Here is a 25161-nt window from a genome sequence, read left to right as displayed (position 1 = left end):
TACATAATAAACATGAAACATTCGCTTCTTTGTAGTGCTATTGCACTGTCTCTTTTTGGCTGTGGTGGCAGCTCTTCTGATTCAGAAAGTGCCCCTTCACAACCACAAAACACAGCCCCATCGCTCAGTGGTGTTGCCAACAACACGGTTAAAGCTTTGCAAAGCACCACGGTCACTTTAGAGATGAGCGACAACGAAAGTGATGCGCTCACCTTTACCATTGAAGACAAACCACAATGGGTCACTGTGGACCTTAGCGAGAATACCGCCACGTTAACGTTGGCACCGGATTTTTTTGATATTGGCAGTCACGAATTAGCACTGAGCGTTTCCGACGGTGAGCTTAGCCAAGCCTATTCTTTGACCGTGGAAGTAGATGACAACCCCGAGCAATGGCGTGATGACATCAGTCTAAGTCGCGCTGAACTGCGTGGTGCTTGGTCAAACAGCGCTAATGATTTTAATATTGTATTTAATGGTTATGATGCCGGCGCGCTCATTATTGATGACACCATGAAGCAGTTTGACTATGAGTTAAACAATAGTGCGACCGCTGTGAATTTAGCTGTTGACCCTGCTTTGTGTGGTCCATACTGCGAGCGAGAGCAACAAGCTGCAACGTTGCGCGCCGTCGCTGAGTCTGACTCGCAACTGCGTATCCATGTTGAGGGGCTAGAGCAAAACTACACTGTTAATATGGCCAAACGCTCGGCTCCTACAATTGAAGATGCCTACTTTACAACAGCAATAGACCCTAGACTCACATTTTTAGGGCTGTTCACCGCTAACGCTGAAACTCGTTTAGAAGCGAAAGTTTCGTTACCTGATCGCTCTTTTTATTACGCTAGCCTAGTTGGAAAACTCGATGGTGAGCACTTCACTGTGAATGAAACCGAGATTAGTTTTTCTAAAGACTTTGAAAACGCCAGTGCACCTCGTTGGGAAGAAGTGACGATAGGTCGCAACATCGATTACATCGAGCCACTTTACGTTGATGATAACTTTGTCGTGTATGATGCACTGCACAGTGGCGAAGTATTGTCTTCATTAAATGGCTACGAAGTAGATGACTATATTGGCTTAGCCCCTTTATTAGCTGACTATGCTTCTTTAAGCGCCACCTATCGCCTGCACAAAGTAGCCCCCCCCTCTTTAGAATTCGGACAAAAATATGTTGGTCGATTAGCATCAGTTCACGATGATCTTGCCAGTGAAACACAATTTAAAGGAGTGGTTGAGGTCATCTTTGATTCTGCCAGCGAGCTGACTATTCCTTTAACGGTTCCACATACTGAGGGGTCATTAGAGCTAAAACTTCCTTATGAGATCAAAGCGGATCACTTGCTTGTAGGTAACCCTGGCAATGAATATAAAGTTGGCTTCTTCCAACACAAAGATGACGATATTTTTGTGTCGCCAGATGTAAGCCATGTATATACAACAAAAAGACCTATGAGCCTGTTTATGAAGGCCGAAGAGCAGCCGCCGCTTTCAGTGCAAAGCTTTGCCGGTTTGTATGAGCACCTAGATTGGGTAAATGAAAATGACGATATCTATTACTCAGTTTTTCACGACAATGGCACATTGGGATTCAATTTACGTGCCGATGGCCCTCTCGATGAAGTTGAATTGAGTGAGAAGACAACACACTTTTGGGGAGTTTACGATAACCGCGTCGTTTTTATAAAGTATGATAATTGTCCTCAAGCGACTGACTTTACTACATGTTTTGGCATCGTACAAAATGCCTTAAACAATAATGAATTAACTCTTATACAAAGTTTTGCACCTCTGGCAACAGAGGATGAGAGTATCATTTTTAATTATTCATCATACTATGGTGGCTGGGCGAATAGTGAATTTGACTCAGTTTCCAATACCGCTGTAACTTCACTTCGACAACTAAAAAAGCATTAACTTTTTAACGCCGAGGCAAGCGCCTCGGCTCGCTTTCCGTTATTCAGGATTGTTTATTTTGACGACCATTTTGCCAAAGTTACGCCCTGCCAGAACATCATTGAGGCCTTCAGGTGCATTTTCTAACCCTTCAATTAGGTGTTCCTTGTACTTAATTTTTCCCTCTTGCACCCATTTTTGCATGTCGGTGGCAAACTCTTCATAGCGATGAGCGTAATCATCAAAAATGATAAACCCTTTCATGGTCATACGTTTAGTAAGGATTTTCCCCATCAGCAATGATAAGCGGTCAGGCCCCGGCGGTAGTTCGGTGGCATTGTATTGCGACACAAGGCCACACACCGGAATACGAGCACCGGTATTTAATAACGGCAATACGGCGTCAAACACTTTGCCACCGACATTTTCGTAATACACATCAATACCGCTGTCGCAAACCTTGGCTAATTGCTCAGCGAAGTCATCGGCCTTATGGTCGATGCAGGCGTCAAAGCCGAGTTCATCTTTAACATAACTGCATTTTTGCGCGCCACCGGCGATACCAATGACATTTGCCCCTTTTAGCTTGGCGATTTGCCCGACATTAGCACCTACCGCGCCACTGGCCGCAGCAACCACAACGGTTTCCCCCGCTTGTGGCTTGCCAATATCAAGTAGCCCCATGTAAGCGGTAAATCCTGGCATGCCCAAAACACCTAAAGCATAAGATGGGTTTTGTGGCTGGGAGCCTAGGTTAATAACGCCTTCACCATTGCTGATGGCGTAATCTTGCCAGCCATTCATTGATAGTACCCAGTCCCCTGCTTTAAATCCTTCACTATGAGATTCAACAACCTGGGAGACCGTACCACCGACCATCACCTCATCGATAGCCACAGGATCGGCATAAGACTCGGCGTCGCTCATGCGCCCGCGCATATAGGGATCAAGAGATAAATAAATCGTGCGCAGCAGCATTTCCCCTTGCTTCGCTTTCGGGGCGTCCACCTCTTGCAGGCGGAAGTTATCTGCTACGGGCTCACCTTCAGGGCGAGAGTTCAATACGATCTGGCGGTTTGATAATGACATAGTCACTCCTTTTTGAATAGCCGTTCAAATTTAAATTGGGACACGACGATGAATTTCAATAGCTGAGCGTCGATTTATTTTGAAGATGCGAAGATATCAATACAGCAAAAAAATGTTATAATATAACACTTAAAACTTAAGGGAGGACCTATGAAAGATAAATTAGCTATTTTTTTCAGTGCTTTTTGCCTAGTCCATTGCATTGTATTGCCCGCAGGCTTTTTGCTATCGACATCTATTTTAGGGCAGTTTTTGTTCTCAGAGCGCATTCATCAAGGACTTTTCCTCGTTATTGCAGCCTTGGCGTTATGGGCTCTTCCTCAGGGGTTGCGTCAACATCATCAACCACTGCCGTTACTGATCGCGTTGATTGGCTTGTCGCTGCTTGGCACCGCGTTACTTGTGCCAAGCTTAGAGGTGCTTTTCTCCGTTGTCGGCAGTTTATTGCTGATGGCTGCGCATCTACGCAATTTTTGGTTGTTAAAAAAAGCCAAGCCACTGTGTGTATAGTGCTTATCTGACAGTAAGTACGAGGGGCTTAAACGCCCCCCGGCGATGAGTTAGAAGCGCGCTCGCAATCCAAGGGCTATGCTGCGACCTGGCAATGGAGCAATAAAGCGTAAGTAACTTTGGTGCGCACGGGCATCTTCATCAGTGATGTTATCGATATTGACAAATAATTCCCCGCTATCTCCTAACCAAGGTTGCACAACACTGGCATCAAAACCTAACAAGGCATAGCTTGATGAAGGCCTTTCATGCTTACCGACATTTTGTTGATTGTCATGATGTGTGTAATTTACAGTGAATCGCAAGCCATCATATTGCCAACCTAGCTTTAGGCCCGTTCTATTCGCTGGAGTTTTAGGTATGCTGTCTCCTTCCATAGTGCGCCGCCAATATTCAGCTTCTTGTGCTTTATCTGGGTTTAGGAAGTTATCTAGTTCAAAAGGATCGTAGCTGCCATCAAACTGATAGCGAGGCGTATTTTTTACACTGTCTGTGAAAGCAGATAGCGTTATTACGCCCCAGTCTGTAAAGGTATATGAATAATCTAAAGTAATTTCATAGCCTTGATTATCGGTATCAGCCTGACGCCACTCTTGAACATATACACCCCCTCTGTTTACGCCTATATTTCCTAGATAAGTGAAGTCGGTGTATTCATTATCAAACCATGTCGCCGCCAATTGTAGGTCACCCAAGGTAACGCGCGTCCCCCATTCTAACGCTCGGTTTTGTTCGACATTTAAATGCGTATTGCCTTGCTCTTCAATTAATAAAGCCAAATGGGGGTTACTTGCGTAGAGCTCATTAATTGCAGGTGCACGCTGCGCATCAGTGTAGCTAGCATGTAGGGACCAGATAGGCACGGGATGATAATTCATGCTTACACTGTAGTTTTGCAAGTGAAACTCACGTTCCTGCACGTTTGCTCCTTGGCCACGTCCGGGCACATAACTCCCTTCAAGATTCGGCTTATATTGAATATGGTCATACCTTGCGCCAAACTGAAGCTGCAATGCTTGCAAGTGCAGGTTTTGAAGTAAATACAGCGCCTCTCGTTTGCCCTCGATCTCAGGTAAATAGTTATCGCTCCCCTCGCCTCGGTGTTCACTGCGCTCTATCTGTAACCCTATCGAGGCCGGCGCTTGGTCGTGCCATGTAAAGCCAATTCGTGGGTTGAGTTGCAAAGCATCTACTTCGAACAGGTTAACGGAGGTGCCAGCTAACGTCTCGTCATCTCTTTGTTGAGAATAAAAGCCATTAATTTCAAGGTAGTCTAGGTAGCTTTGGGTATTGAAGTGTTGACTGTAGTGGCCATCAATTCGATGAAAAGAAGAGTAAATGCGAATATCCGCTGCTTGACCTACTTTTGGGGCCGTTGCGGACCCTAGATGCATAAACCCAGGGATCCCTCGGTTAGCTTTACCAAAGCTGTATGCAAACCCGAGCTCTTGATGCTCTGAAAGTAGCTGGCTTCCGCCAATTGAGCCAGAGGTTTGATAGCTACTAGAGTTGCTAACTTTCCCTTGGTCATTGAGGCCATAGTGACTAATTACCTGCTCATCAATGGGGGTAATATCAACCCATTTTTCACCGTTAAACTGCCACTGCGGCGACGCTAATTTAACCTGACAGTGGTCGGCTAGGCGCACATCGGTCACTAACTCTGACCAGCTTGCACACACCGGTGCCTTGGCGCTGTCTGGCACTTTGTAATCACCTCGTTGACGCACAAGGATATTGGCATTGAAGGCGAATCCTTGTTGCTGCCCTTGAGTTTGCGCTAGCAATGAGCTGGCACTATTGTAGCCACTTTGCAACTCGACTTTTTCTTGCGCTTGCCAAGCGCTTAGTTGTTTAGGAATACGGCTATCATCAACATCGACAACGCCTGCCATCGCCTCACCGCCAAAAGGGATCACCGCAGTGGCGCCTTTAATCACACGGATGTTGTCGGCAAAGAAAGGCTCTATCGGCACGAGTTGATCCGCACTGATAGAAGACATATCACGCACAGCCATCGCATTGGTCGCTAAGACCACACGTTGAGCGCCGAACCCCCTGAGTTGTGGACGACTAGCAGAGGGGCCAAAGTGGCTTGCGCTCACCCCTGGCAGTGTATCAAGAGTGTCGCCGAGTGTAGGCGCTTTTAACTCGTTTAATTGGGCACCATTGAGTTCAATATTTGCGCCAATCAATTCGCTGCTTGCAGAAGGAAGTTGATGCTGTCCGCTGACTTCGATGTGCTCAATGGCACCACTAACATTGTGGCTGCTGGCTAACGCTAAGGAGATAAGAGAAAGTGAAAGATTCATGATTTACTATAAAAGTTATGATACAACATAACATTATCACCACGATGATAGTTCCTTTTCAAGGAAATTAGACAAACTCTAGGTTCTTTCGTTACGCTTAACTTCTCGTTATCGCTAAGTCTGTTTGCTGTATGGCCTTGAATCCGCATTTACCTTTGGTTTATCACCCCAATTACTCATTTAGCTTTGACCCCAATCATCGCTTTGTGATGAGCAAGTTTGCGCGCCTGTACCATCATGTAAAAGGCCTAGGCTTGGTCGGTGATAACCTTGAGCAACCGCCGCTCGGAACCCCGGATGATCTCAGCTTAATTCACTGCGATAACTATGTGCATGACCTATGGCATAACCGCTTAGATGCCAAAGCGATGCGCCGTATTGGCCTACCTTGGTCACACAACTTAATGGCGCGTACCTTCACCGCGCCTTTGGGGACGCTGAAAACAGCCCGCCTTGCCCTTAATCATGGGGTGGCTTGCCATTTGGCAGGCGGCACTCACCATGCTCATTATGACTTTGGATCTGGCTATTGCATGGTTAATGATTTAGCGTTCACGGCGCAAACGCTGATTAATAGTGGCGAAGTAACCAATGTGTTGGTTTTTGACCTTGATGTACACCAAGGCGATGGCACAGCGGCGCTGCTGCAACATCAACCCTATGCTTTTACCTGCTCCATTCACTGTGAAAAGAACTTCCCGTTTCGCAAATCTGCCAGTGATTTGGACGTCGGTCTTGCTAATCACATAAGCGATGACGAATACCTCGGCGTGGTCGATGACACCCTAATGCACTTGCTCGACAGCCTGAATCCCGACTTAGTCTTGTATGACGCTGGCGTTGATATCTGGCAGCAAGACGGCCTAGGCAAGCTGGATGTCAGCTGGCAGGGGATCGCACAACGTGATCGCTTAGTGCTCAAACGCTGTGCACAGCACAATACCCCAGTGGCTACGGTGATTGGCGGCGGCTACGATAAAGACCATGAACGCTTGGCTGCACGCCATGCCATTGTGGTTGAGCAGGCGGCACAACTATAAGAAAAAAGGCCCTTACGGGCCTTTGGTTAACTTTGGGAAAATGCTGCTAAAAGGTGCTAATTAAGCACCAGCAACTGTGGATTGGCAGCGTGATAGTCCACAGCCATGGTGATGCTCAACACGGTGATATTAACAATGGAAAAGGCAAACACTTGGCGTGCCCAGCCATGCATATCAATATCGCGGCGATAGCCACGTAGGGCCATCAGCAACCACCAAAAACTAGTCGTGCATGCCACCGCCATAAAGGCGAGCCCGGTGTAGCCACCGAGCGGCAATAGCATGACCACCAAGGCATACAAAGCAATGTAGAAAACAATATGCCGCTGCGCCCGGGCTAAGCCCTTTGCCACCGGGAGCACCGGAATATTGGCGTCGCGGTAATCCTGATAACGGAAAATCGCAATGGCATAGGAATGCGGCATCTGCCATAGGCAAAACATCAGCAGCAAAATGGCTGCCCCAGCATCAAATTGGCCGCTGACGGCGCCATACCCCACCACCGGAGGCACTGCCCCAGAGAGGCTGCCAACCAGGGTGCCATACACGGAGTGACGTTTCATATACAAGCTGTATATGCCTACATAGATGATGTAGCCAAAGGCAGCAAAGCCCACCGCCAAGGTATTGGTGTAGTAGATTAATGCGCCAAACCCACATACCGCCAATACCAGGGCGTGGAGCAGTGCCGCCGACGCCGATATTTCTCCAGTGACGGTGACGCGGCCTTGGGTGCGCGCCATTTTGGCATCAATGTCACGGTCAATAACATTGTTTACAACGCACCCCGAGGCCACCACCAACGAGAGCCCCGTTAGCGTAGCCAGCATCAGTGGCCAGTCTATCTCGCCGCGTGCGGCCAGCAAGAAGCCCCCCGCCACAGAGATAAGATTGCCGATGATGATCCCCGGTTTAGTCACCGAAAAATAACGACGAAACATAAGCACGACCTCAACGTTAATACATCATCATGGCGTTGGACTCATAAATGATCCACACCGATAAGCCAACCACCATAACGATGATAAGGGCACTAAAAATAAAGGAGATACTATTCGCTTTGCCTTCTTCACTAACAAAGTTAAGGTGCAAAAAGTATTTTAAATGCACGCAAATTTGCACTATGGCTGCCACCACCACAGTGGCCAAGGTACTGGTTGTCGACAACACTCCACTGCTCACCGCCCAAAACGGTGCGCCGGTGAGCACTACTGAGAGTACAAAACCAATGACATAATCCTTAGCGTGGTTAACTAGGCCTTGCTCTGCGACTGCCTCGAGCTTATCCATCGCGTGAGTTTCACTGTGACTCATGACATCACCCCCATTAGATACACCACGGTAAATACACAAATCCAGACAATATCCAAAAAGTGCCAAAATAAGCTTAAACAGCTTAATCGCGTTACCGTTTGCCCCTTAAGCCCACGGCGCAGCACCTCAATCATCATCACGCTCATCCAAATCAACCCCGCACTCACATGCAAGCCATGCAGCCCCACCAAAGAGAAAAACGAAGTTAAAAACGCACTTTGTTGTGGGCCATTGCCAGCGGCAATTAAGTGATGAAACTCATACACTTCCATAGCAATAAACACCGCCCCTAGGGCAAAGGTAACCGCCAGCCAGCTCAATGTAGCCGCCTGTTTTTGCGCCTTAGCGGTTATCATGGCAAAACCAAAGGTAATACTGCTGAGCAACAAGGCCGCCGTTTCTAAGGCAACAAAGTCAAGCTCAAAGATATCTTTGCCGGAAACCCCGCCGGCGGTGTTCATGTACAGCACCGCATAGGTGGCAAAAAATGACGCGAATAACAGGCAGTCGGTCATCAGGTATAACCAAAAACCAAACACGGTATTGCTTGATGTATCGTGGTGTGCACAATCGGGGTGATGCGCCTTACCTAAGGTGTGAATAGCGGTTGATGTAGTGGCACTCATGAGCGACCCTCCGCAGTTGCATGGTGGATATGGGCTGACTCGATGGCTTCAATTTCGGCCACCGGCACATAGTAATCAACGTCATTGCTGTAACAACGCTTAATAAACACGGTTATAGCGGCGCCAAGGCCGGCAATGGCAAGCCACCAAATATGCCAAATCATGGCGAAGCAAAATGCCGTAAGCGCGGCGCTCATAAGCACGCCAGCTGAGGTGTTTTTCGGCATGTGGATGGGCGCATAGTGTTGCCCTTGCTGGTAAGCCTGCCCCTGCTCTTTGGTATCGGTCCAAGCGTCAATATCACGTACCACCGGGGTGTTCGCGAAGTTGTAGTACTGGGGCGGTGATGCCGTAGACCACTCTAAGGTATGGCCATTCCAAGGATCGCCGGTGGTATCTTGCAATTGCGCACGGTTTTTATAACTCACCACCAGTTGGATCACCTGAAATAGGATGCCAAACATAATGATCACAGCACCGACAAAGGCAATGTACAGCCAGATGTTCCAATCTGGGTTGTTGGTGTGGTTTAGGCGTCGCGTCATACCTAAAAAGCCCAGTACATACAGCGGCATGAAGGCAACAAAGAAGCCCACCAGCCAGCACCAGAATGACGCCTTACCCCAACGTTCATCCAGCTTGTAGCCCATGGCTTTAGGGAACCAATAGGCAAAGCCGGCAAGGTAGCCAAACACCGCGCCACCAATAATGGTGTTGTGAAAGTGCGCAATCAGAAACAAGCTGTTATGAAGCACGTAGTCTGCGCCGGGAATGGCGAGCAACACGCCGGTCATACCGCCCACGGTAAAGGTGATCATAAAGCCAATGGTCCACAGCACCGGCACGGTGATGCGCAGACGCCCTCGGTACATGGTAAATAGCCAGTTAAACAACTTCACCCCAGTAGGCACCGCAATGACCATGGTCATCACCCCGAAGAAGGCGTTTACATTGGCACTGGAGCCCATAGTGAAAAAGTGATGCAGCCAGACGATAAAGCCCAAAATAGAAATCGCACCACTGGCATAAACCATGGACTTGTAGCCAAACAAACGCTTGCCAGTGAAAGTCGAGATCACTTCAGAAAAAATGCCAAACGCTGGCAAAATCAGAATATAAACCTCTGGGTGGCCCCATGCCCAAAATAAGTTGATATACATCATCGCATTACCACCTGCTTCATTGGTGAAGAAGTGGAAATCCATGTATCTATCTAGGGTGAGCATGGCCAGCACCGCTGTTAAAATGGGGAACGATGCGGCAATAAGAATGTTCGCCCAGGTACATGCCCAAGTAAAAATAGGCATTTTCATCAAGCTCATGCCCGGCGCGCGCATTTTAAATACCGTCACCAGGAAGTTTACCGCCGTTAGCAAAGTACCCAAGCCTGATATCTGCAATGCCCAAATATAATAATCGACTCCCACACCGGGGCTGAAGGACAACTCTGATAGCGGCGGATAGGCGACCCACCCAGTCTTAGCAAATTCGCCAAGCCCTAAGGATAAATTAATCAGTATTGCGCCGCCCGCCGTAAGCCAGAAGCTCAGGTTGTTTAAAAATGGGAAGGCCACATCGCGAGCACCGATTTGCAGTGGCACCACAATGTTCATCAACCCAATCATAAACGGCATCGCCATAAAGATAATCATGATCACGCCGTGTGCGGTAAAGATTTGGTCGTAGTGCTCAGGGGGCAAGTACCCGGCCGCCCCGCCGGTCGCCATGGCCAGCTGAGTACGCATCATAATAGCGTCAGCAAAACCACGGAATAACATGATTAGGGCAAGGGTTATGTACATCATGCCCAATCGTTTATGGTCAATGGAGGTGATCCAATCTCGCCATAGCACGCCCCATTTTTGATATCTTGTCATCGCCGCTGCAAGCAGCAGCCCCAGTACAGCCACAACCGCCAAAGTCACCATAATAATGGGCTCGTGGTATGGAATGGCCTCAATTGATAGTTTTCCAAATAGATTCATTTTCACTCCTCGACGCGATGTTGGTTATGCGCCGCATGCTCGGGCTTGGCGTAGTAATTCATTTCACCGTGACCTTGCATGTACTTCATCACAATGCTGTGAAACAGCCCCTGCTCCACCTCGCTGTAATAGCTCACCGGATGGTATTCACTGGGTTGGGTTAACGTCTCGTAGCTGTGTTGGTCTAACTTAGTCCCTTTGGCTTTGACATTGGCAACCCAGGTATCAAAGTCGGCCTGTGTGGGGGTGGCAATGGCATTAAACTTCATACCGCTAAACCCGGCGCCACTGTAGTTAGCTGAAAAGCCTTTGAATGTACCAGGCTCGTTGGCAATCAGGTGTAGCTGGGTTTCCATACCCGCCATGGAGTAAATTTGGCTCCCCAGCTGGGGAATAAAAAAGGAGTTCATGGTACTTTGCGAGGTGATTTTATATTCCACCGGCACATTGGCTGGAAACACCAGCTCATTGACCGTGGCAATACCCTGCTCAGGGTAAATAAATAGCCACTTCCAATTTAGCGACACCACCTGCACGGTTAAGTGCTCCCCTTTACCAGCCAGCGGCTTGTATGGGTCAAGTGCTTGTGTGGAGCGCCAAGTGATCACCCCAAGCACAATGATGATAACGATGGGAATAGTCCACACCGCCGCTTCTATTTTGCTCGAGTGCGCCCATTTCGGGGCATAGATCTCATGGTCGCGACCATCGCGATATTTCCAGGCAAAATACAAAGTCATGATGATCACCGGGATCACCACAACCAACATCAGAACGGTGGCAATAATAATGAGATTTTTCTCATCAATGCCAATTTGCCCCTTGGGGTCCAGCACTCCGCCACTACAGCCACTGAGCGCCAACACCATAAGGGCGAAAGCGAATGAAAAGAGTTTTCGAGTTAACAAAACACTACCCTACAACCTAAAGGTTAAACCTCGCCACAAAGTGGCCTGAGCTACTTCAAGCGCATAAATACAGCGCTTAAAGAGCGAAATTCGCGGTTAAGGGAGCATTTTTAAGATGCAAAAATGCTGCTTTGCCAAAGGTTCTCTGCAGCCGCAGCATGGGCGACTGAGTCAGCGCAAAGCTTGACCTTCACTAATGTAGAGTGTGCAGAGATAAATTAGCATTGCTGCCCGAGGCACCGCGAATAACACTGCGGTGGGTTGACTGTGGTCAGTGACAAAAATTAAGCAGACGCACTGAGGTCGCTACCAAGGACACGCATTTCCTGAGTGGTAGCAACTAAAAACAATCAACCGGCAACTGATGGAGGAGCGCGGCACCCATGCGCGCCTTGAGGATTCTGGCAACGGGTGGGGGCGACAAAGTCAAACGCCGCTTTACGCAGCGAAATGGCTGCGCGCTTAGGCGCAAAAAAGTGAAACAATAACCAACATAAACCAATTAACAACTGGGCGCTAAGCACCGGCTGGGCAAAAAACTGCATCGCCGCCACCAACCAAGGCTCTTGGCTTAAACCTTCGCCCATTAGCGCTTCAAGCTCGATGGCATCTCCAAGGGAGCCACTGAGCAACAACGCCGCATTAAGCGCAAAGAGCATACAAGCAAGCACAACACCACGACCAAAGCACGCGCCCAACACCAGCGGTTGCGTTAGCAAGGTTGAATTGTTCGTGTTAGCTGAAAGCACTGTGTACATCCACTTCGGGTTTAATTGCGAAATATCGGTTAGGAACTTTCACTACTTACTGAAAGTTCGCGCCGAGTATAACAAAGGCATGCTAGGTTGCAACTAACAAATCACCTAAGCCCACGCATTAAAGTAAGGCGCTAGTTCTCTAGCCGCGAGATAGAAGCGATTGTTATTTTTTAAAATAAAAGTGATCGCTCTATTTATAAAATTCCGTAAAAGCGTGCGAAGGGTTTGCAATTGCAACCACCTTTTGTTCCTCTCTAACAGGATTCAAACAGGGGGTGTGCATAGGAATTGGCCCCCCTTCACCATAGCGTAGAATAAGCGCCCTGACTGGGCGCTTTCTTTTTATTGTGCTTTTTTTTAGGCATCACATCGGGTAATATTGTCGCCAGTTAAAAACAATTTATGTGTGCTATGGAAAGCTCTAGTCTTGTCAAGGATTACAACCCAGTAACGCCTGCGGCATTCGCTCGCGGTTACATTGTATATTGCAGTTTTGGTCATCCTCATTTGGTGTGTCGCCCTGAACATATCCCCGATGATCCTATGCTTCCCCATCCAATCTATGCATTTCGGTCCGGGCGTGTATTCGCCGAGCAGTTTTTGCATGATCTCGACCCATGGCGCAATAGTCAGTTTATTATTAGCAACTTGTTCGACTATTTACATATCACCAGTTTCGGCTCAGGTTATAAGCCAGTTACTTCACAGCTTAACGAGGTGGCCGAAGCTTTGGTGGATGAACGCTTAGTGATGTTCGAGTTGTGGGATATTGCCGAGCACCCTAACGTGGTTAAACAACAGCTGCAAAAATCAGATAAAACACGCAGTAGCGATGCCGCTGGCTCAAGCGCACCGAAGCGCAGCAGCGGCGCCGATTTGGCAAGCCCAGAGAAAAAGGCCCCCGCACCCAGTTCCACAAGCTCAGCGCCAGTGGTCACCGGCGCAGGCAAAAAAACGGATACCAGCAAAGCAAGCGAACCGCAAGCAAGTGAAGCAAGCGCTAAAAAAGCGCCAGCACCGAAAAAGGCCCCACCGCAAAGCATGGAAGAGTGTGTTCAGCGCTTGGCGGATGCGCGTAAACGTCTAGAAGAGACCGGCGAATATCAACCTAAATATTCACAGAGTGAACTTACGGAATTAGCCGAAAAAGGTGAACTAGACGACCGTTTCTTTGTGAGGCTAATCTTCGGTGATGTAAGTAACGCGGAAAACACCAGTCTTGGCTTCCCCAGACCAGATTCAAAAAGAGCTCCATATTGGGCAACTACTTTCGATCAAATGGAAAATGCGGATACAGACCCAATGCTACTGGCCGCCTTATTCGGTATTGATCATAAGGAGATATCCCCAGATCAAGAGTTTACTTTAGCCATCATCGACTCACACTCAATGCCGCCAAAAGCCGAACGGGAAACCTTTATTCCTACGTTCGAGAAAATGAAAGACTTTAGCAAACGCGAGCTAAAAGGCGACTTGAAAGAGCGGAAAATCCCCCAAGGGATAATCGATGAAGTGCTAAGTGAAGAAGGTGCCATTGAGTTTGAAAAGACTATTGAAACATATAAAGAAAAAGGAGGTAACATATTTGACGAGCAGGATTTTAAAGAATTTTTAGAGATAGAAAACAATAATAATCAAAATCAAAGTTTGGCTAGGTTCAGAATTATGAACCAATTTGGCGCCAATCAACTGTTTAGTGGTAACGGCTTAACGAAAATCGATAAGTCCTCAGATTGGGGTAGCAAAACTAAAGGTAACTACGGCGTGGTTGAATCTTTCACGTTTGAAAGAGACCCTCTTGAAATCAACCAACTTGAAAATGCAGTTAAGCTTATTAAAGCTCCAAGAGTGTAACGGTATGAAATTATTAAATCCCTTTGACTTGCCTTCTGACATGTGTGTTGTATTCAAAAAAGGCTCGCCTGATTCAAAAAAACATTTTCTTATTATATCGAGCGAATCTATAGATGTACTCATTAATCTATCTCCCCCGAAATATGGCAAACCGGATATCCCTGACTTTTATGTTAACCAAGTTGAATTCCCAAAACTTACTCTTCCTTTAATTGCGAAAACAATAGAAGAGAAATTCTGGAGCAGCTCTTCAGAGGGAGGTCTACCTTCCGGAGTAAACCGAACGGATATCTTTGTAAATGGCGAAAAGGTAACTATTTATAGAGAAATGAACGTTGGCGCACCACTTAGAAAGGGTTTTAGGATCACTAACTTTAGCCGACCCAGCCGCAAATTTAAGGAAAACTTTCAAGACTTCTGGTTGACCGATGATGAGCTTTTAAACGAAGGTGTTCTGCAAGCTTTTAAAGAATGCGCTTAAGCATCACAATGAGTAGGGCTTCAGATATTTGAATATACCAATGGAACGTCTCCAATACATTGCAGATCTATTTCTACGCTGCAAGAAAGTACAGCAAAACCCATGGACAGCGTTTTCGTTTGTTTTCGAGTTTAATGAGGGCCATATGGCCAACTCCGGTTTCATATATAACGCAGAGGCAGTACGCCCTGCCTCTGCGGAAATAGAAGACGTTCCTTTGCTGTTAGACGACACATTGCTCGAATTCCGTGAGGAAGTTTATGAGCAATGCGATTGGCGTTTTATAAAACTGCTGTTTCAAATGGAAAGCGAAACAGAGCGCTTTAAAATCGATTTTGAATTTGAAGATAAGAACCGCTGGGAAATCCACCTTGGCAATATGATGGAAATGCGTGAACAGCTGCGCCCTCATTTCGATTGATGCCTATTCTGATGTGCCTACTACAGGTCTTCGATTGCGAAAAGTATCAGCCAATTAGTCTGGTACTTTTCGTACAGCAGAACCGTTGGCATTGTTAATCACCTCTTAGAAATTTAATAAAAAGGCCTTGTTATTTAATGCCTTGTGAAATGACAGGATCAGATATCAAAGCCCAAGGCACTGGCACAATGAATTTCATAAGACTTGAGAGTGCGACTCAAAATGCGTTGAGGTTACTCAAGCTGGAAACGGATGACTCAACTGCCAGCGTTAAGCCTGAGATAAAAGCGCAACTGGCGTTTATTTTGGCCTGCGCTCAATATGAGAAGAACCCTAGAGACGAGCTTCCTGAAGGAAAGATTTTTACTTTTGGAGTCCTAACTTCCAGATATTTTACCGCACCAATCCATAACGAATTCTTGGCAAATATTGATGTGATCTTCGACGAGTTTTCAAAGTAAGCTATGCTTCTCACAGCCTGAATTTAGTCAATGTATTCATAACACCTTCGACTTACTATGTCATGAGGCACAGTCGAAAACCAAGCGACAACATTATCTTTTGTTTTATGAAATGAGGAACATATTGGCAAAGCCGGAGAGTTTCTAACTTAGAATAAGACACTACACAGCTCTAAAGAAAAACTAAATGAAAGAAAAAAAGTACTATGACAACGATGGTAACTTAATCACGGAGGCGTCTATCATTGCTCTCTTAGAGCAGCAAGAGCGTATTCCTGACGACTTACGTTTCCCTTTTATGACCAACCGTATTAGTGGCGGAAGAGAACCAGAAAGGATGCAATGGCTTGCCTCATATACTGTATTTAGATTAGCCAACAATTCGTCGCAAGAATCTGATATCAGGGCATATCTTAGTGAAAATGGTATTGATAACTCTGACTTAATCAATCGTTTTCGTGGAGCACTTCTAGGATTAGCAATTGGTGATGCGCTAGGTACAACATTAGAGTTTCAACCTAAAGGTAGTTTTGCCCCTATATCTGAGATGATAGGGGGTGGTCCGTTTAATTTAAAGCCGGGGTATTGGACCGATGACACCTCTATGATGTATTGCCTCGCTCATAGCCTTGTTAGGCGAAAAGGCTTTGATGCGAAAGACCAAATGAAGCTCTATTGTAAATGGTGGCATGATGGCATATTCAGCTCCACAGGAAGCTGTTTTGACATTGGCAACACGGTTAAGCAATCCTTAACAATTTTCGAAAGAACAGGAGAGCCTTTTAGTGGTTCCACTAGTGCAGATTCAGCAGGCAACGGTTCTTTAATGCGTCTGGCACCTATACCACTATTTTTCCACAATGATTTTTCAAAGGCCGTGCACTACGGTGGACAAAGTTCAAAAACGACGCATGGCGCCATCGAAGCTGTTGACGCTTGCCGCTACATGAGCGCTCTTATTTGGGGAGCTCTAAATGGAGTAAGTAAACACGACTTACTTGATGGTATCTACGAAGCAGAAGAAGGTTACTGGTCCAAGCATTCGTTGTGTGAATCCATTTCAAAAATGATAAAAAGTGGCGAATTTAAAAATAAAACCGCTAGCGAGATAAGAGCTAGTGGCTATGTAATGCATAGTCTTGAAGCCGCTCTTTGGGCATTTTATCATTCAGATAGTTACAAAGAAGGCGCACTTATGGCGGTAAACTTAGGGGAAGATGCCGACACAACTGGTGCTATATATGGACAGCTTGCCGGTGCTTATTATGGAGAATATCAACTTCCTTTTGAGTGGGTGCGAAAGCTAAAGGATTACCATGTTTTTTACCTAAAAGCTGAAGAGCTAAAGCAGATTGTATAATACACACATAAAGCTCTACCGGTACTCCCTTATAATGAACTCAAAGATTCTACCTTACGAGAAATTTAGCTCATTTAGGGTTAGCTAGAATTCATGGCTTTTTTATCTTTATTGAACAAGCAATCTTTGTTTATCCAAGTTTAAAATTAAGCCCTGCAACCTGAGGCAGGGCTTAACTGCTTGGTTATAGGAACATGGGAGCTTTGAGTACCAATTCAACGCGACGGTTACGCTGCATATTATCGTCATTGTCGTTTGCAGCCAACGGAGCAACTGGCCCGACACCCACCGCTTGCAATCGCTGTTGGGTTATTTGGTAATCACGAACCAGGGTGTTCACCACTTCTTGAGCGCGTCGACTCGCTAAGTCTTGGTTGTAGTCAAATGCACCTTTGTTATCGGTGTGACCAACCACATACAAAGAAACATCAGCCCTTTGCGTTAAGAACTTTGCAATTTCATCCAATTGCGCTTTTGAGCTAGGTTTAATGGTGTGTTTATTAAAATCAAACTCAATACCATACAAAGAAACACTGCCTGTGTTTTGTATTTCTTTTAAAAGATTATCACTGTCGATATTTAAAGCTACGTGGCTGACTCCTTTTTCTTCAATAATATCAACCACCAACTCTACACTTTCCTTGGCCCTACGTTGTAGGCTGTACATCGATGTGTATAGCTTGCCATGAGGTGTGTCTTTCTCAGCTGTGAACAAGTAAAAGTTGCTTTTTTCAGTCATGTTATAGATATCAGAATCATGACGCTTAGCAAAAATGGTATCGCGGTAATTATCACGCAAAATATAGTTTCCACAGCTACGTGCTTGGCACTCATAAATAATAGTGAACCCAGCTTGGGTCAGTGCATTCATGTAGTTTTTATGGACTGCATAAGGTCCAACCGTTTTATCAATACGGTAGTTTAGCGTGGTCACTTTACCGCCGACGGTGCGCACCGGAATTGATTTTTTATACTGACCTACAATTAACGGATAGGGTTCATAATCACTCACGCCGCTGCTTTTGATATAACTGCCAGGGAAGCGCTCGATTAATGGATGATCAGCACTGCCTTTTGCATCTTTTTCCTTGGCTTTTAGCTGACTAAAATCCAACGCATCAATCTCAAAGTCTTGCTGCACGCTAAGACCCGCATCAGGCATGGGCAAGGATGCAATTTGTTCATAGCCTAAGGAAAGCCCTCCGCTGCGTTCTTGTTTAGCAAACAGCATAACTGCACGTGGCTGCTCATTCACTGTTTTCATCGCTGACAGATAGCCAAATCGGTTTTCCTGAACATTGTAATAACCTAAGCGATACAACACTGTATCGCGAAAGGTATCATCAATTAGCCGAGCGTAAGTGCGTTTATCACACTCCTGAACGCAATAAACCTGTATGCTAAAACCCTTAGCCTCCAGCTTGGCTTTAACATCAGCAAGTAGGTGTGAAAAGCCGAGCTTAGCGTTAGGCTCAATCTCCTGCATGTAAGCGCGATACTCCCCCGCTAACTCTATACGTTGATCACCTTTGCCTAGCACTAATACAGGCATATAGCTGTAATGGGCGTCGGCCTTGGTGCGGCCGCCTTTGTATTTGTCGACGAATAGATTACTTTGCGCAAGGCTAGAAGTGGTAAGTAACAGTAAAGCGAAGGTAAATAGCAAGCGAACCATTATTTTCATCCTTAAATATAATTAGCCTTATTAATACTTATTACCGTATTTAAATCAACTAGTTTCAGTAGCGAAAGCAAAAAGGCGGTGATCACCGCCCTGCACTTGCCTTACTGGTGTGAAATCTTGGTTTACTGCAAACTCAACGCCCTCCCTCGGCGCTGGTTTAGTGGCGACCGTGCTCGTATCGCCCGCACCGGGCCATAGTGCTTATTGCTCTTAAACGGTTGCCACTGGCCATCCGACGTTTGTACTTCAATGGCAAACCCGGGAAGTAAAGTAAAGGCATCGATATAGCCTTGTTTAGTGGTGCTTGCCGCCACTGTGGGAATGCGATAAAAACGCCCATACTTTTCTAATTTAGCTATTTCCCGTTCGCCAACTAAATAAGCAAAACGCTGCCAGTCCTGCTCTCGTTGCTGTTGGCGTTGCGCATCGAAAAACTCAGTATCGGCACTGTAACTGCGACCGGCCACATAAGGCAGTGCCCACTGCGGTTTGTGCCAAGCACGCTCTGCTAACGCCAATAAGCGCGGATACAACATGTACTCGGCTTGGCGGTCTGTGCGCAGCATCTCCGACCAAAGATGTCCTTGCACACCGGCAAACTGCACACCGGGTTGTAATGACGAGTCACTGTCATCGGCGCGGTACGACTGATTTTTAACACTGCGCCATATCTCTGCATGTGCGGGCAGATTATCAGGCATAAACTCAAACACCTTGCGCGTATCAACAGCCCGACTGGCCCAGTGATTACCGCGCTCTTGTGGGTGCGATTGATATGGAAAGTCAAAATAGGTGACATCTGGGCTGGAGATCACCACATCCCATCCTTGATTGGCATGCTGATGGGCAACCTCATGACCATTGTCACTCAAAGTCGCCCAGGCGTTACTTTGCACGTGAGCTGGCATATTTGCTAAGCGCACATCGCCCATGCCATCACTCCAACCACCTACTTTAATGCCTTTATTAGCCAAAGATTGACTAATCTTTTCAATAAAATAACCATTGAATGAGCTAAAGTCCGCGACCTTCCCTTTAAGCTGTTGGCATGCCGGTGACGCCAGCCAGGCTCCGGCCGTTTCATCGGCACCAATATGATAAGTGTGCAACGCCACTCCCGCACGCTGGTGCAAAAGCTGTACTTCCAGCAGTACCTTATCAATAAAACGATAGGTTGACGGCAAACAAATATTTAAGGTGTTGTCGTTATAATGCTGAATAGAGCGGTATTGCGTACCGTCTTGTGGTTCCACTAAACGGTACTGACTGGCGCGCTGTTTGTCGCCTTGCGCCAGCAAACGCTGATAACGAGCCTCCATCGCTTTAATAGCGGCACGCGAGTGCCCGGGCATATCCAGCGAAGGCACCACTTCAATATGATGGACTTGGGCATAACGCAAAATATCAACATAATCTTGCGCGCTATAAAAACCATTCACTCCACTGTCACTAAGGTGGCCGGCGCCCAACTGGGGCAACAAGCAGCGCTGCTCTGCTAAATCTAAACAACGTGTTGCCGCCACCTCGGTCAGCTCCGGTAAACCATCAATGGCAAGACGCCAGCCTTCATCATCTGCCAAGTGCAAATGCAGCTTGTTAAGCTTATACGCCGCCATTTGCTCTATGGTATTAAGAATAAACGCCTTAGTTCGGAAATTACGCGCTACATCAATGTGTAAACCACGAAAGCCATAATGCGGCGCATCTTCTATAGCGACCCGCTCCAGGCTTAAATCGTCAGTATTCAATAGCCCCGCTACACTTTGCAGCCCGTAAAAGGCCCCAGTGGCACTTGGCGCTTGAATAACAATGCTCTCACCACGCACATTGAGTTTATAAGACTCAGGCGGCGCGCCTGCTTGCTCGCTAACATGAATTTCAATGCTCACCGCAGCTTGGCGCTCATGAACGCCGAGGGTTGCTAATCGTTTTAACGCCGCCTCGATAGCGCCTCGCTCTATACCCTTTAATTGCAGTGTAAAACCTTTGCTTAGCGACAGCCGCCCCGGCGCCTTACGCGCAATGTGCTGTGGCTGTGGCACCAAACCCAATACGGTATCACGGGGCTTCGGGCGTACTTGATGCTGATATAAATACTCAGCCCCCATCCAGGGGGTTTTATCATCATCACTCACTCGTAATTGCTTGATGCCGGTGAAAGCCTGTAAATAGGGTTGGCGCTCTAAGCCTGTAGTGTCGTCAACAACGCTTTGCGTGCTGGCGATCACCTGTGGCTCTAGGCGGTGCTCAACATCGCTTATCAGGTAGTTGGGCATAAATTCCGAGCGGGTGATTTGCGATTGTTCAGTGTAAAAACGCACGCTTACGCCCGCCTCACCAAAGCCGGTAAACTGCGAAGTGGCACGGATGCGGTGTAGATCACCATTAACATGCTCAATAGCGAGCTGCTCCCCCTGCACCGCGTAGATAGGCATCAGCTGGCTAAAATAGATGGCCCAATCGCTTAGTGGCTCTAAATCCTCGGCGCTGGCTAACGACAGTGTCAGTTCACTGAGGTAACACGCCTCTTTTTGCTCAGGACAACTATCAGGATTGGCATCAATCAAGGTGTAATGCACTTGTAGTTGCTGCGCCAAACGCTCAAGCTGCGACGCCGTGATCGCTTGCGCGTTGGCCGCGAAAACAAGCAACAATAAAATTAGGTTACGCACAATAAACCTCCTTGTGTGGCAAATGGGTGTGACGTTCGAATAACGCATATGCCCCCAACAGCGGCGCATATTCCAACTGCCCGGGGCTTATTTGCAACGCTTCAACCAAAATGGGGTGAGCCTGGTTACTGAGCGCGTGCCGCATGGTTTCAGCAAACAGTGAGTAAGAGCGTGCAACTGAGCCGCCGAGCACGACTTTGTCTGGGTCAAAAGCCAGCATCACCTGCGCCAAGGCATAACCTATGTGTGTACCTAACTCAGCAAATAGCGCCTTTGCATGGGCATCGCCTTGTTGCGCTAACAGTGCCTGCTCGCCCCCTTCTAAACCTCGGCGCTTAAAGAATTGCCCGCTGGTATAGTGCTCAATGATACCATCTCGATAGGGAAAGCTACCAAACTCGCCGGCCGCCGCATGTTTGCCGCTATACAAGGTGCCATCGATGACAATGCCCGCGCCAAGGCCGGTGCCTAAGCAAACGCCCACGAGGTTTTGCACTTGATGGCCGCCATAACAATACTCGCCCATGGCAAAACAGTTGGCATCATTGTGCACCACCACTGGTAACTCAAAGTGGGTCTGTAACAATTGCTGCAAAGCAACGTTGTGCCAACTGGGAATATTCACGGTTTCCAGCACCCGACCTGATTGCATTTCCACCATGCTCGGAACGCCAATGGCAATGCCTTGGCTGTGCTCATCAATGGTACTGCGCACTAACTCTAAGACAAATGCATTGATTTGTTCTTTCTCCCCTTGGTAGGGCACCGCGCGACGAATCGGGGCGCTGAGATTCACGCCATCAACACGCGCTGCCAGTGCTTTGGTGCCTCCCAAGTCGATGCATACAACATTTTTCATGAAGGACTCTTTAACTCTTCGTTGGAAACGGATTTTTTAAACAGATTAAGGGTGTGATTGCGCACCAGCGGACGCGCCCAAATACCCACGCTAAAGATATAAATCAGCGGTATAAACAGCGCTAGAATGGCGATTTGTAAGCTCCCTATACCTCGGCTGATTGCGCCAATGATTGGCGAGGCCAAGGCGCCGCCAATAATGCCAGTGCAGAGGATCCCGGCCACAGCGCCATGCCCGGCTTTAAAAGAGTTGAGCGCCAAAGAGAAAATCACCGACCACATAATGGACAAGAAAAACCCACAAGCAGGAAACGCCAGCACCGCTAGCGACTGGCTGCCAAACAGCGCCACAACTAAGCAGAGCGCGGCAGCAACGCTAAAGAACATCAATAACTTTTGCGCATCCACACACTTAAGTAGCACTAATCCGAGTAAACAACCTAGGGTTAAACTCAACCAAAAATGACTCACCACCGCTGCGCCCTCAGTGTTGGGCTCTAAGCCATGTTGTTGCTGTAAAAACACCGACATGGAATTGGCAATGCCTTGCTCTAGGGCAACATAAGCGGCGATTGCAAAGAAGAACTTAATGGCCGTTGGGTTTTTAAAGTATTGCAGGCTTTGCTTGGCGCTGAGCCGCTCACCGGCGTTGCGCTGGGCTCTTTTAATGGGTGTCAGCGCTATCCAGACCAGCATGGCCACACTTAATGCCGCAAACAGCCAATACATACTCAACCACCCCATATTCGCGGGAATACTCGGCGCTATCATGGCTCCAACACCTTGCCCAGTTTGCGTTTGCTCAAATAAATGTGAATACACCAAAGGGGACAACGTTGCAGCGCCACCAAACATCAGCTGCGCCAACACTGACAACAGCGCAAAATGCTGGCTGCCGCCGCTTTCGCGCAATAATGGGTTAACCGCCACTTGCAGTAGTGCCATAGCTGAGCCGAGCAAGAACAGCGCTGTCATTGCAACCGCAAATACCGGCATAAGCACAAACGCCATTGCGCCTAATGCAGCGAGTAAAAACGCCAACAACATCACGTGTTTCTCGCCCCAAGATTGCACTAACAACCCCGCCGGAATGGACATGACTCCGTAGGCGATAAAGAATGCGAACGGGAAAAACCCCGCTAGCGTTAAGCCAATATCAAAGCTATCAATAAGCGCCGGAAATATCGGTCCGAGGATATTGGTAATAAACGAAATCATAAAAAAGGTCGCGAGTACTAATACGACCACAGGGATATTAGTTTTCATTGTTTTTCCCTCTATGCCTTAAAATAAAAGGGGTGATGGTTTATACGAGCCGGCTTGTGGGCAAACAAACACAATGCTCAAGGGGAACCACGACCATCACCCCAAATGGGTTATTAATGCTCTTTGTATGCGCTGCCAGTATCGCAGCCTTTTGCCACCACTGGCGGCACAATTCAGTGCCTTACCGATACTATTCTCACAGCCTTAAAACCTGCTCATGGACGCCAAAATGAGTCTCGCATAGTGTTTTTACATAGGCCTTGGCGGCGCTGTCGATATGCGCCGGGGCGCACTCAAAAGGCTGGGTGAGGTGCGTGTCGCGATAATCCATGCCCGCTAACAGGCAATACCAGCTGGCTCGGTTATAAGCCTGCTGATGACGATGCTGATGCAACCACTGGTCGATATCTCCACCGCTGCGCCAACGCTGTAACAGCGGCGCAATTCGCGGGCTTTGTGCGGCTATTCCCGCACTGGCTAACCAATAGGGCGTATCGACACGACGGCTAGTGGCGTAATGGACGAGAATATAATCTTTCACGCCCAACACGAGGGTGTGTAATTCATCATTAAGCTGCTGCGCACTGACCTGGCCTTCAATAAATTGGCTCAGAAGTGTGATGCTGTGGCCAGTGATCATCAGCGCGGTGGCCTCCAAAGGCTCGATAAAACTCTGCGCTAGGCCAACTGCCATGACATTACTGACCAGTGCGCGGCGCATCATCCCCACTCGCATGTGCAGATGTTTAGCGCTGCTGTGATACTCACCCAAGGCTTGGCGCAATTGCAGTTCAGCCTGCTCCGCACTTAGATATTGGCTGCTGTAGACATAGCCATTGCCACAGCGGCTTTGCAGTGGAATGTGCCAGCGCCAACCACTCGGCATCGCTTGAGCATGGGTATACACCGGCGGGTTAGGCAACGCCTCAGTGGCGAAAGCCACGGCGCGGTCATTGAGTAACTCATCGTTAAAGCGAATAAAGGGCTCTTGCAGCGCCTTTTCCACCAGCAGTGATTGAAAACCACTGGCATCAATGTAAAAGTCCCCCTGCAGCGTGCGCCCATCCGCCAAGGTGACATGCTCAATACGCTGGCGACCTTGTACTTGCGAGACTGTTCCGCTGATGTGCTCAACGCCACGAGCGCAGGCATAGGCGCGCAGCCAATCTGCCAGCTTTTGCGCATCAAAATGATAGCCATAGTGCAGCGGCCGCGCTAATGCACTGAGCGCTTTGGGAGCACGATTTTGCGCCGCCAACTGCGCCGCTAAAAAGTACCCATCCGGATGGGCGGGCACGGCAGCCCCGCGACGCCTGGCATTGGCGTTGACAAAAAACACCTCCGCCGTTTTTTCATCTAACTCGCTAAAGAAAGGGTGAAAATACTCACTGTCATCGCCATTCCAGTGACTAAAGCGGATCCCTGCCTTATAGGTGGCGTCGCAGGCTCGCATCCAACTGCTTTCTGTCACCCCTAAGTCGGCCATAAACTGTTGCAGGTGTGGCGTAGACCCTTCGCCAACACCAATACGACCAATGTGTGCAGACTCTATCACCCGCACCGTTTTATCTCGGTGGTGCTTACTCAGATAGGCGGCGCACATCCATCCGGCCGTGCCTCCGCCCACTATCGTGATGGTATTAATGTTATTCATCGCCCTGTTTGC

21 protein-coding genes are annotated in these 25161 nt (G+C 47.8%); 8 read left to right on the top strand and 13 right to left on the bottom strand.

What is annotated here, in order from left to right:
• The first annotated feature begins 12 nt into the window (after positions 1–12).
• A complete protein-coding gene (locus FIU82_RS18235; RefSeq protein WP_152441875.1) occupies positions 13–1917 on the top strand; it encodes a hypothetical protein in 1905 nt (634 codons plus the stop codon).
• Positions 1918–1956: 39 nt separating this feature from the next.
• Here FIU82_RS18235 and FIU82_RS18230 read toward each other — a convergent pair whose 3' ends face one another.
• On the bottom strand, positions 1957–2985 hold the full coding sequence (locus FIU82_RS18230; protein ID WP_152441874.1) for an NADP-dependent oxidoreductase: 1029 nt from the start codon (positions 2983–2985) through the stop codon (positions 1957–1959).
• Between the two features lie 150 nt (positions 2986–3135).
• Between FIU82_RS18230 and FIU82_RS18225 the strand changes: the two genes are divergently transcribed.
• A complete protein-coding gene (locus tag FIU82_RS18225; protein WP_152441873.1) occupies positions 3136–3495 on the top strand; it encodes a MerC domain-containing protein in 360 nt (119 codons plus the stop codon).
• A gap of 50 nt (positions 3496–3545) precedes the next feature.
• On the opposite strand, the gene FIU82_RS18220 is transcribed toward FIU82_RS18225, so the two are convergent.
• Complete coding sequence (locus FIU82_RS18220; RefSeq protein ID WP_152441872.1) at positions 3546–5807, bottom strand: TonB-dependent receptor; 2262 nt, start codon at positions 5805–5807, stop codon at positions 3546–3548.
• Between the two features lie 131 nt (positions 5808–5938).
• Here FIU82_RS18220 and FIU82_RS18215 point away from each other — a divergent pair, with 131 nt between their 5' ends.
• Positions 5939–6847 (top strand): histone deacetylase, encoded by a 909-nt coding sequence (locus FIU82_RS18215; protein WP_152441871.1) that lies wholly within the window; start codon positions 5939–5941, stop codon positions 6845–6847.
• Between the two features lie 56 nt (positions 6848–6903).
• Here the strand turns inward: FIU82_RS18215 and cyoE are convergent, their stop codons facing one another.
• From cyoE to FIU82_RS18185, 6 genes are all read right to left on the bottom strand, one after another.
• Positions 6904–7788: a heme o synthase gene (cyoE, locus tag FIU82_RS18210; RefSeq protein ID WP_152441870.1), complete on the bottom strand. Its 885-nt coding sequence runs from the start codon at positions 7786–7788 to the stop codon at positions 6904–6906.
• A 16-nt stretch (positions 7789–7804) separates the two neighbouring features.
• The gene (gene cyoD / locus FIU82_RS18205) at positions 7805–8161 is read right to left on the bottom strand and encodes a cytochrome o ubiquinol oxidase subunit IV (RefSeq protein WP_053909577.1); all 357 of its coding nucleotides are present in this window, start codon (positions 8159–8161) and stop codon (positions 7805–7807) included.
• Positions 8158–8787: a cytochrome o ubiquinol oxidase subunit III gene (gene cyoC / locus FIU82_RS18200; RefSeq protein WP_152441869.1), complete on the bottom strand. Its 630-nt coding sequence runs from the start codon at positions 8785–8787 to the stop codon at positions 8158–8160. The genes cyoD and cyoC overlap by 4 nt, the downstream gene beginning before the upstream one ends.
• Positions 8784–10772: a cytochrome o ubiquinol oxidase subunit I gene (cyoB, locus tag FIU82_RS18195; protein WP_152441868.1), complete on the bottom strand. Its 1989-nt coding sequence runs from the start codon at positions 10770–10772 to the stop codon at positions 8784–8786. The genes cyoC and cyoB overlap by 4 nt, the downstream gene beginning before the upstream one ends.
• Positions 10773–10774: 2 nt before the next feature.
• Entirely contained in the window at positions 10775–11641 is an 867-nt protein-coding gene (gene cyoA / locus FIU82_RS18190; protein WP_081604430.1) for a ubiquinol oxidase subunit II, read from the bottom strand.
• Positions 11642–12030: 389 nt separating this feature from the next.
• A complete protein-coding gene (locus tag FIU82_RS18185) occupies positions 12031–12429 on the bottom strand; it encodes a hypothetical protein (protein WP_152441867.1) in 399 nt (132 codons plus the stop codon).
• A gap of 420 nt (positions 12430–12849) precedes the next feature.
• On the opposite strand from FIU82_RS18185, the gene FIU82_RS18180 reads away from it, so the two are divergent.
• From FIU82_RS18180 to FIU82_RS18160, 5 genes are all read left to right on the top strand, one after another.
• Complete coding sequence (locus FIU82_RS18180) at positions 12850–14292, top strand: hypothetical protein (RefSeq protein WP_152441866.1); 1443 nt, start codon at positions 12850–12852, stop codon at positions 14290–14292.
• A gap of 4 nt (positions 14293–14296) precedes the next feature.
• The gene (locus FIU82_RS18175) at positions 14297–14773 is read left to right on the top strand and encodes a hypothetical protein (protein ID WP_152441865.1); all 477 of its coding nucleotides are present in this window, start codon (positions 14297–14299) and stop codon (positions 14771–14773) included.
• Positions 14774–14813: 40 nt separating this feature from the next.
• The gene (locus FIU82_RS18170; protein WP_152441864.1) at positions 14814–15194 is read left to right on the top strand and encodes a hypothetical protein; all 381 of its coding nucleotides are present in this window, start codon (positions 14814–14816) and stop codon (positions 15192–15194) included.
• 149 nt (positions 15195–15343) lie between these two features.
• On the top strand, positions 15344–15655 hold the full coding sequence (locus tag FIU82_RS18165) for a hypothetical protein (RefSeq protein ID WP_152441863.1): 312 nt from the start codon (positions 15344–15346) through the stop codon (positions 15653–15655).
• Between the two features lie 187 nt (positions 15656–15842).
• On the top strand, positions 15843–17015 hold the full coding sequence (locus FIU82_RS18160; RefSeq protein WP_253946381.1) for an ADP-ribosylglycohydrolase family protein: 1173 nt from the start codon (positions 15843–15845) through the stop codon (positions 17013–17015).
• A gap of 184 nt (positions 17016–17199) precedes the next feature.
• On the opposite strand, the gene FIU82_RS18155 is transcribed toward FIU82_RS18160, so the two are convergent.
• From FIU82_RS18155 to FIU82_RS18135, 5 genes are all read right to left on the bottom strand, one after another.
• Complete coding sequence (locus FIU82_RS18155) at positions 17200–18690, bottom strand: OmpA family protein (RefSeq protein WP_172972758.1); 1491 nt, start codon at positions 18688–18690, stop codon at positions 17200–17202.
• A 131-nt stretch (positions 18691–18821) separates the two neighbouring features.
• Entirely contained in the window at positions 18822–21371 is a 2550-nt protein-coding gene (locus FIU82_RS18150) for a family 20 glycosylhydrolase (protein ID WP_253946380.1), read from the bottom strand.
• Entirely contained in the window at positions 21364–22230 is an 867-nt protein-coding gene (locus FIU82_RS18145) for an ROK family protein (protein ID WP_152441860.1), read from the bottom strand. Before FIU82_RS18145 ends, FIU82_RS18150 begins: the two co-directional genes overlap by 8 nt.
• Positions 22227–23495, bottom strand: coding sequence for an MFS transporter (locus tag FIU82_RS18140; RefSeq protein WP_152441859.1), 1269 nt, complete (start codon positions 23493–23495; stop codon positions 22227–22229). Before FIU82_RS18140 ends, FIU82_RS18145 begins: the two co-directional genes overlap by 4 nt.
• Positions 23496–23691: 196 nt before the next feature.
• Entirely contained in the window at positions 23692–25149 is a 1458-nt protein-coding gene (locus FIU82_RS18135) for a tryptophan halogenase family protein (protein ID WP_152441858.1), read from the bottom strand.
• Positions 25150–25161: the final 12 nt, after the last annotated feature.

Source organism: Pseudoalteromonas sp. THAF3, assembly GCF_009363775.1.
GTDB lineage: Bacteria > Pseudomonadota > Gammaproteobacteria > Enterobacterales > Alteromonadaceae > Pseudoalteromonas > Pseudoalteromonas ruthenica.
This window is presented reverse-complemented; position numbering and strand designations above follow the sequence as displayed.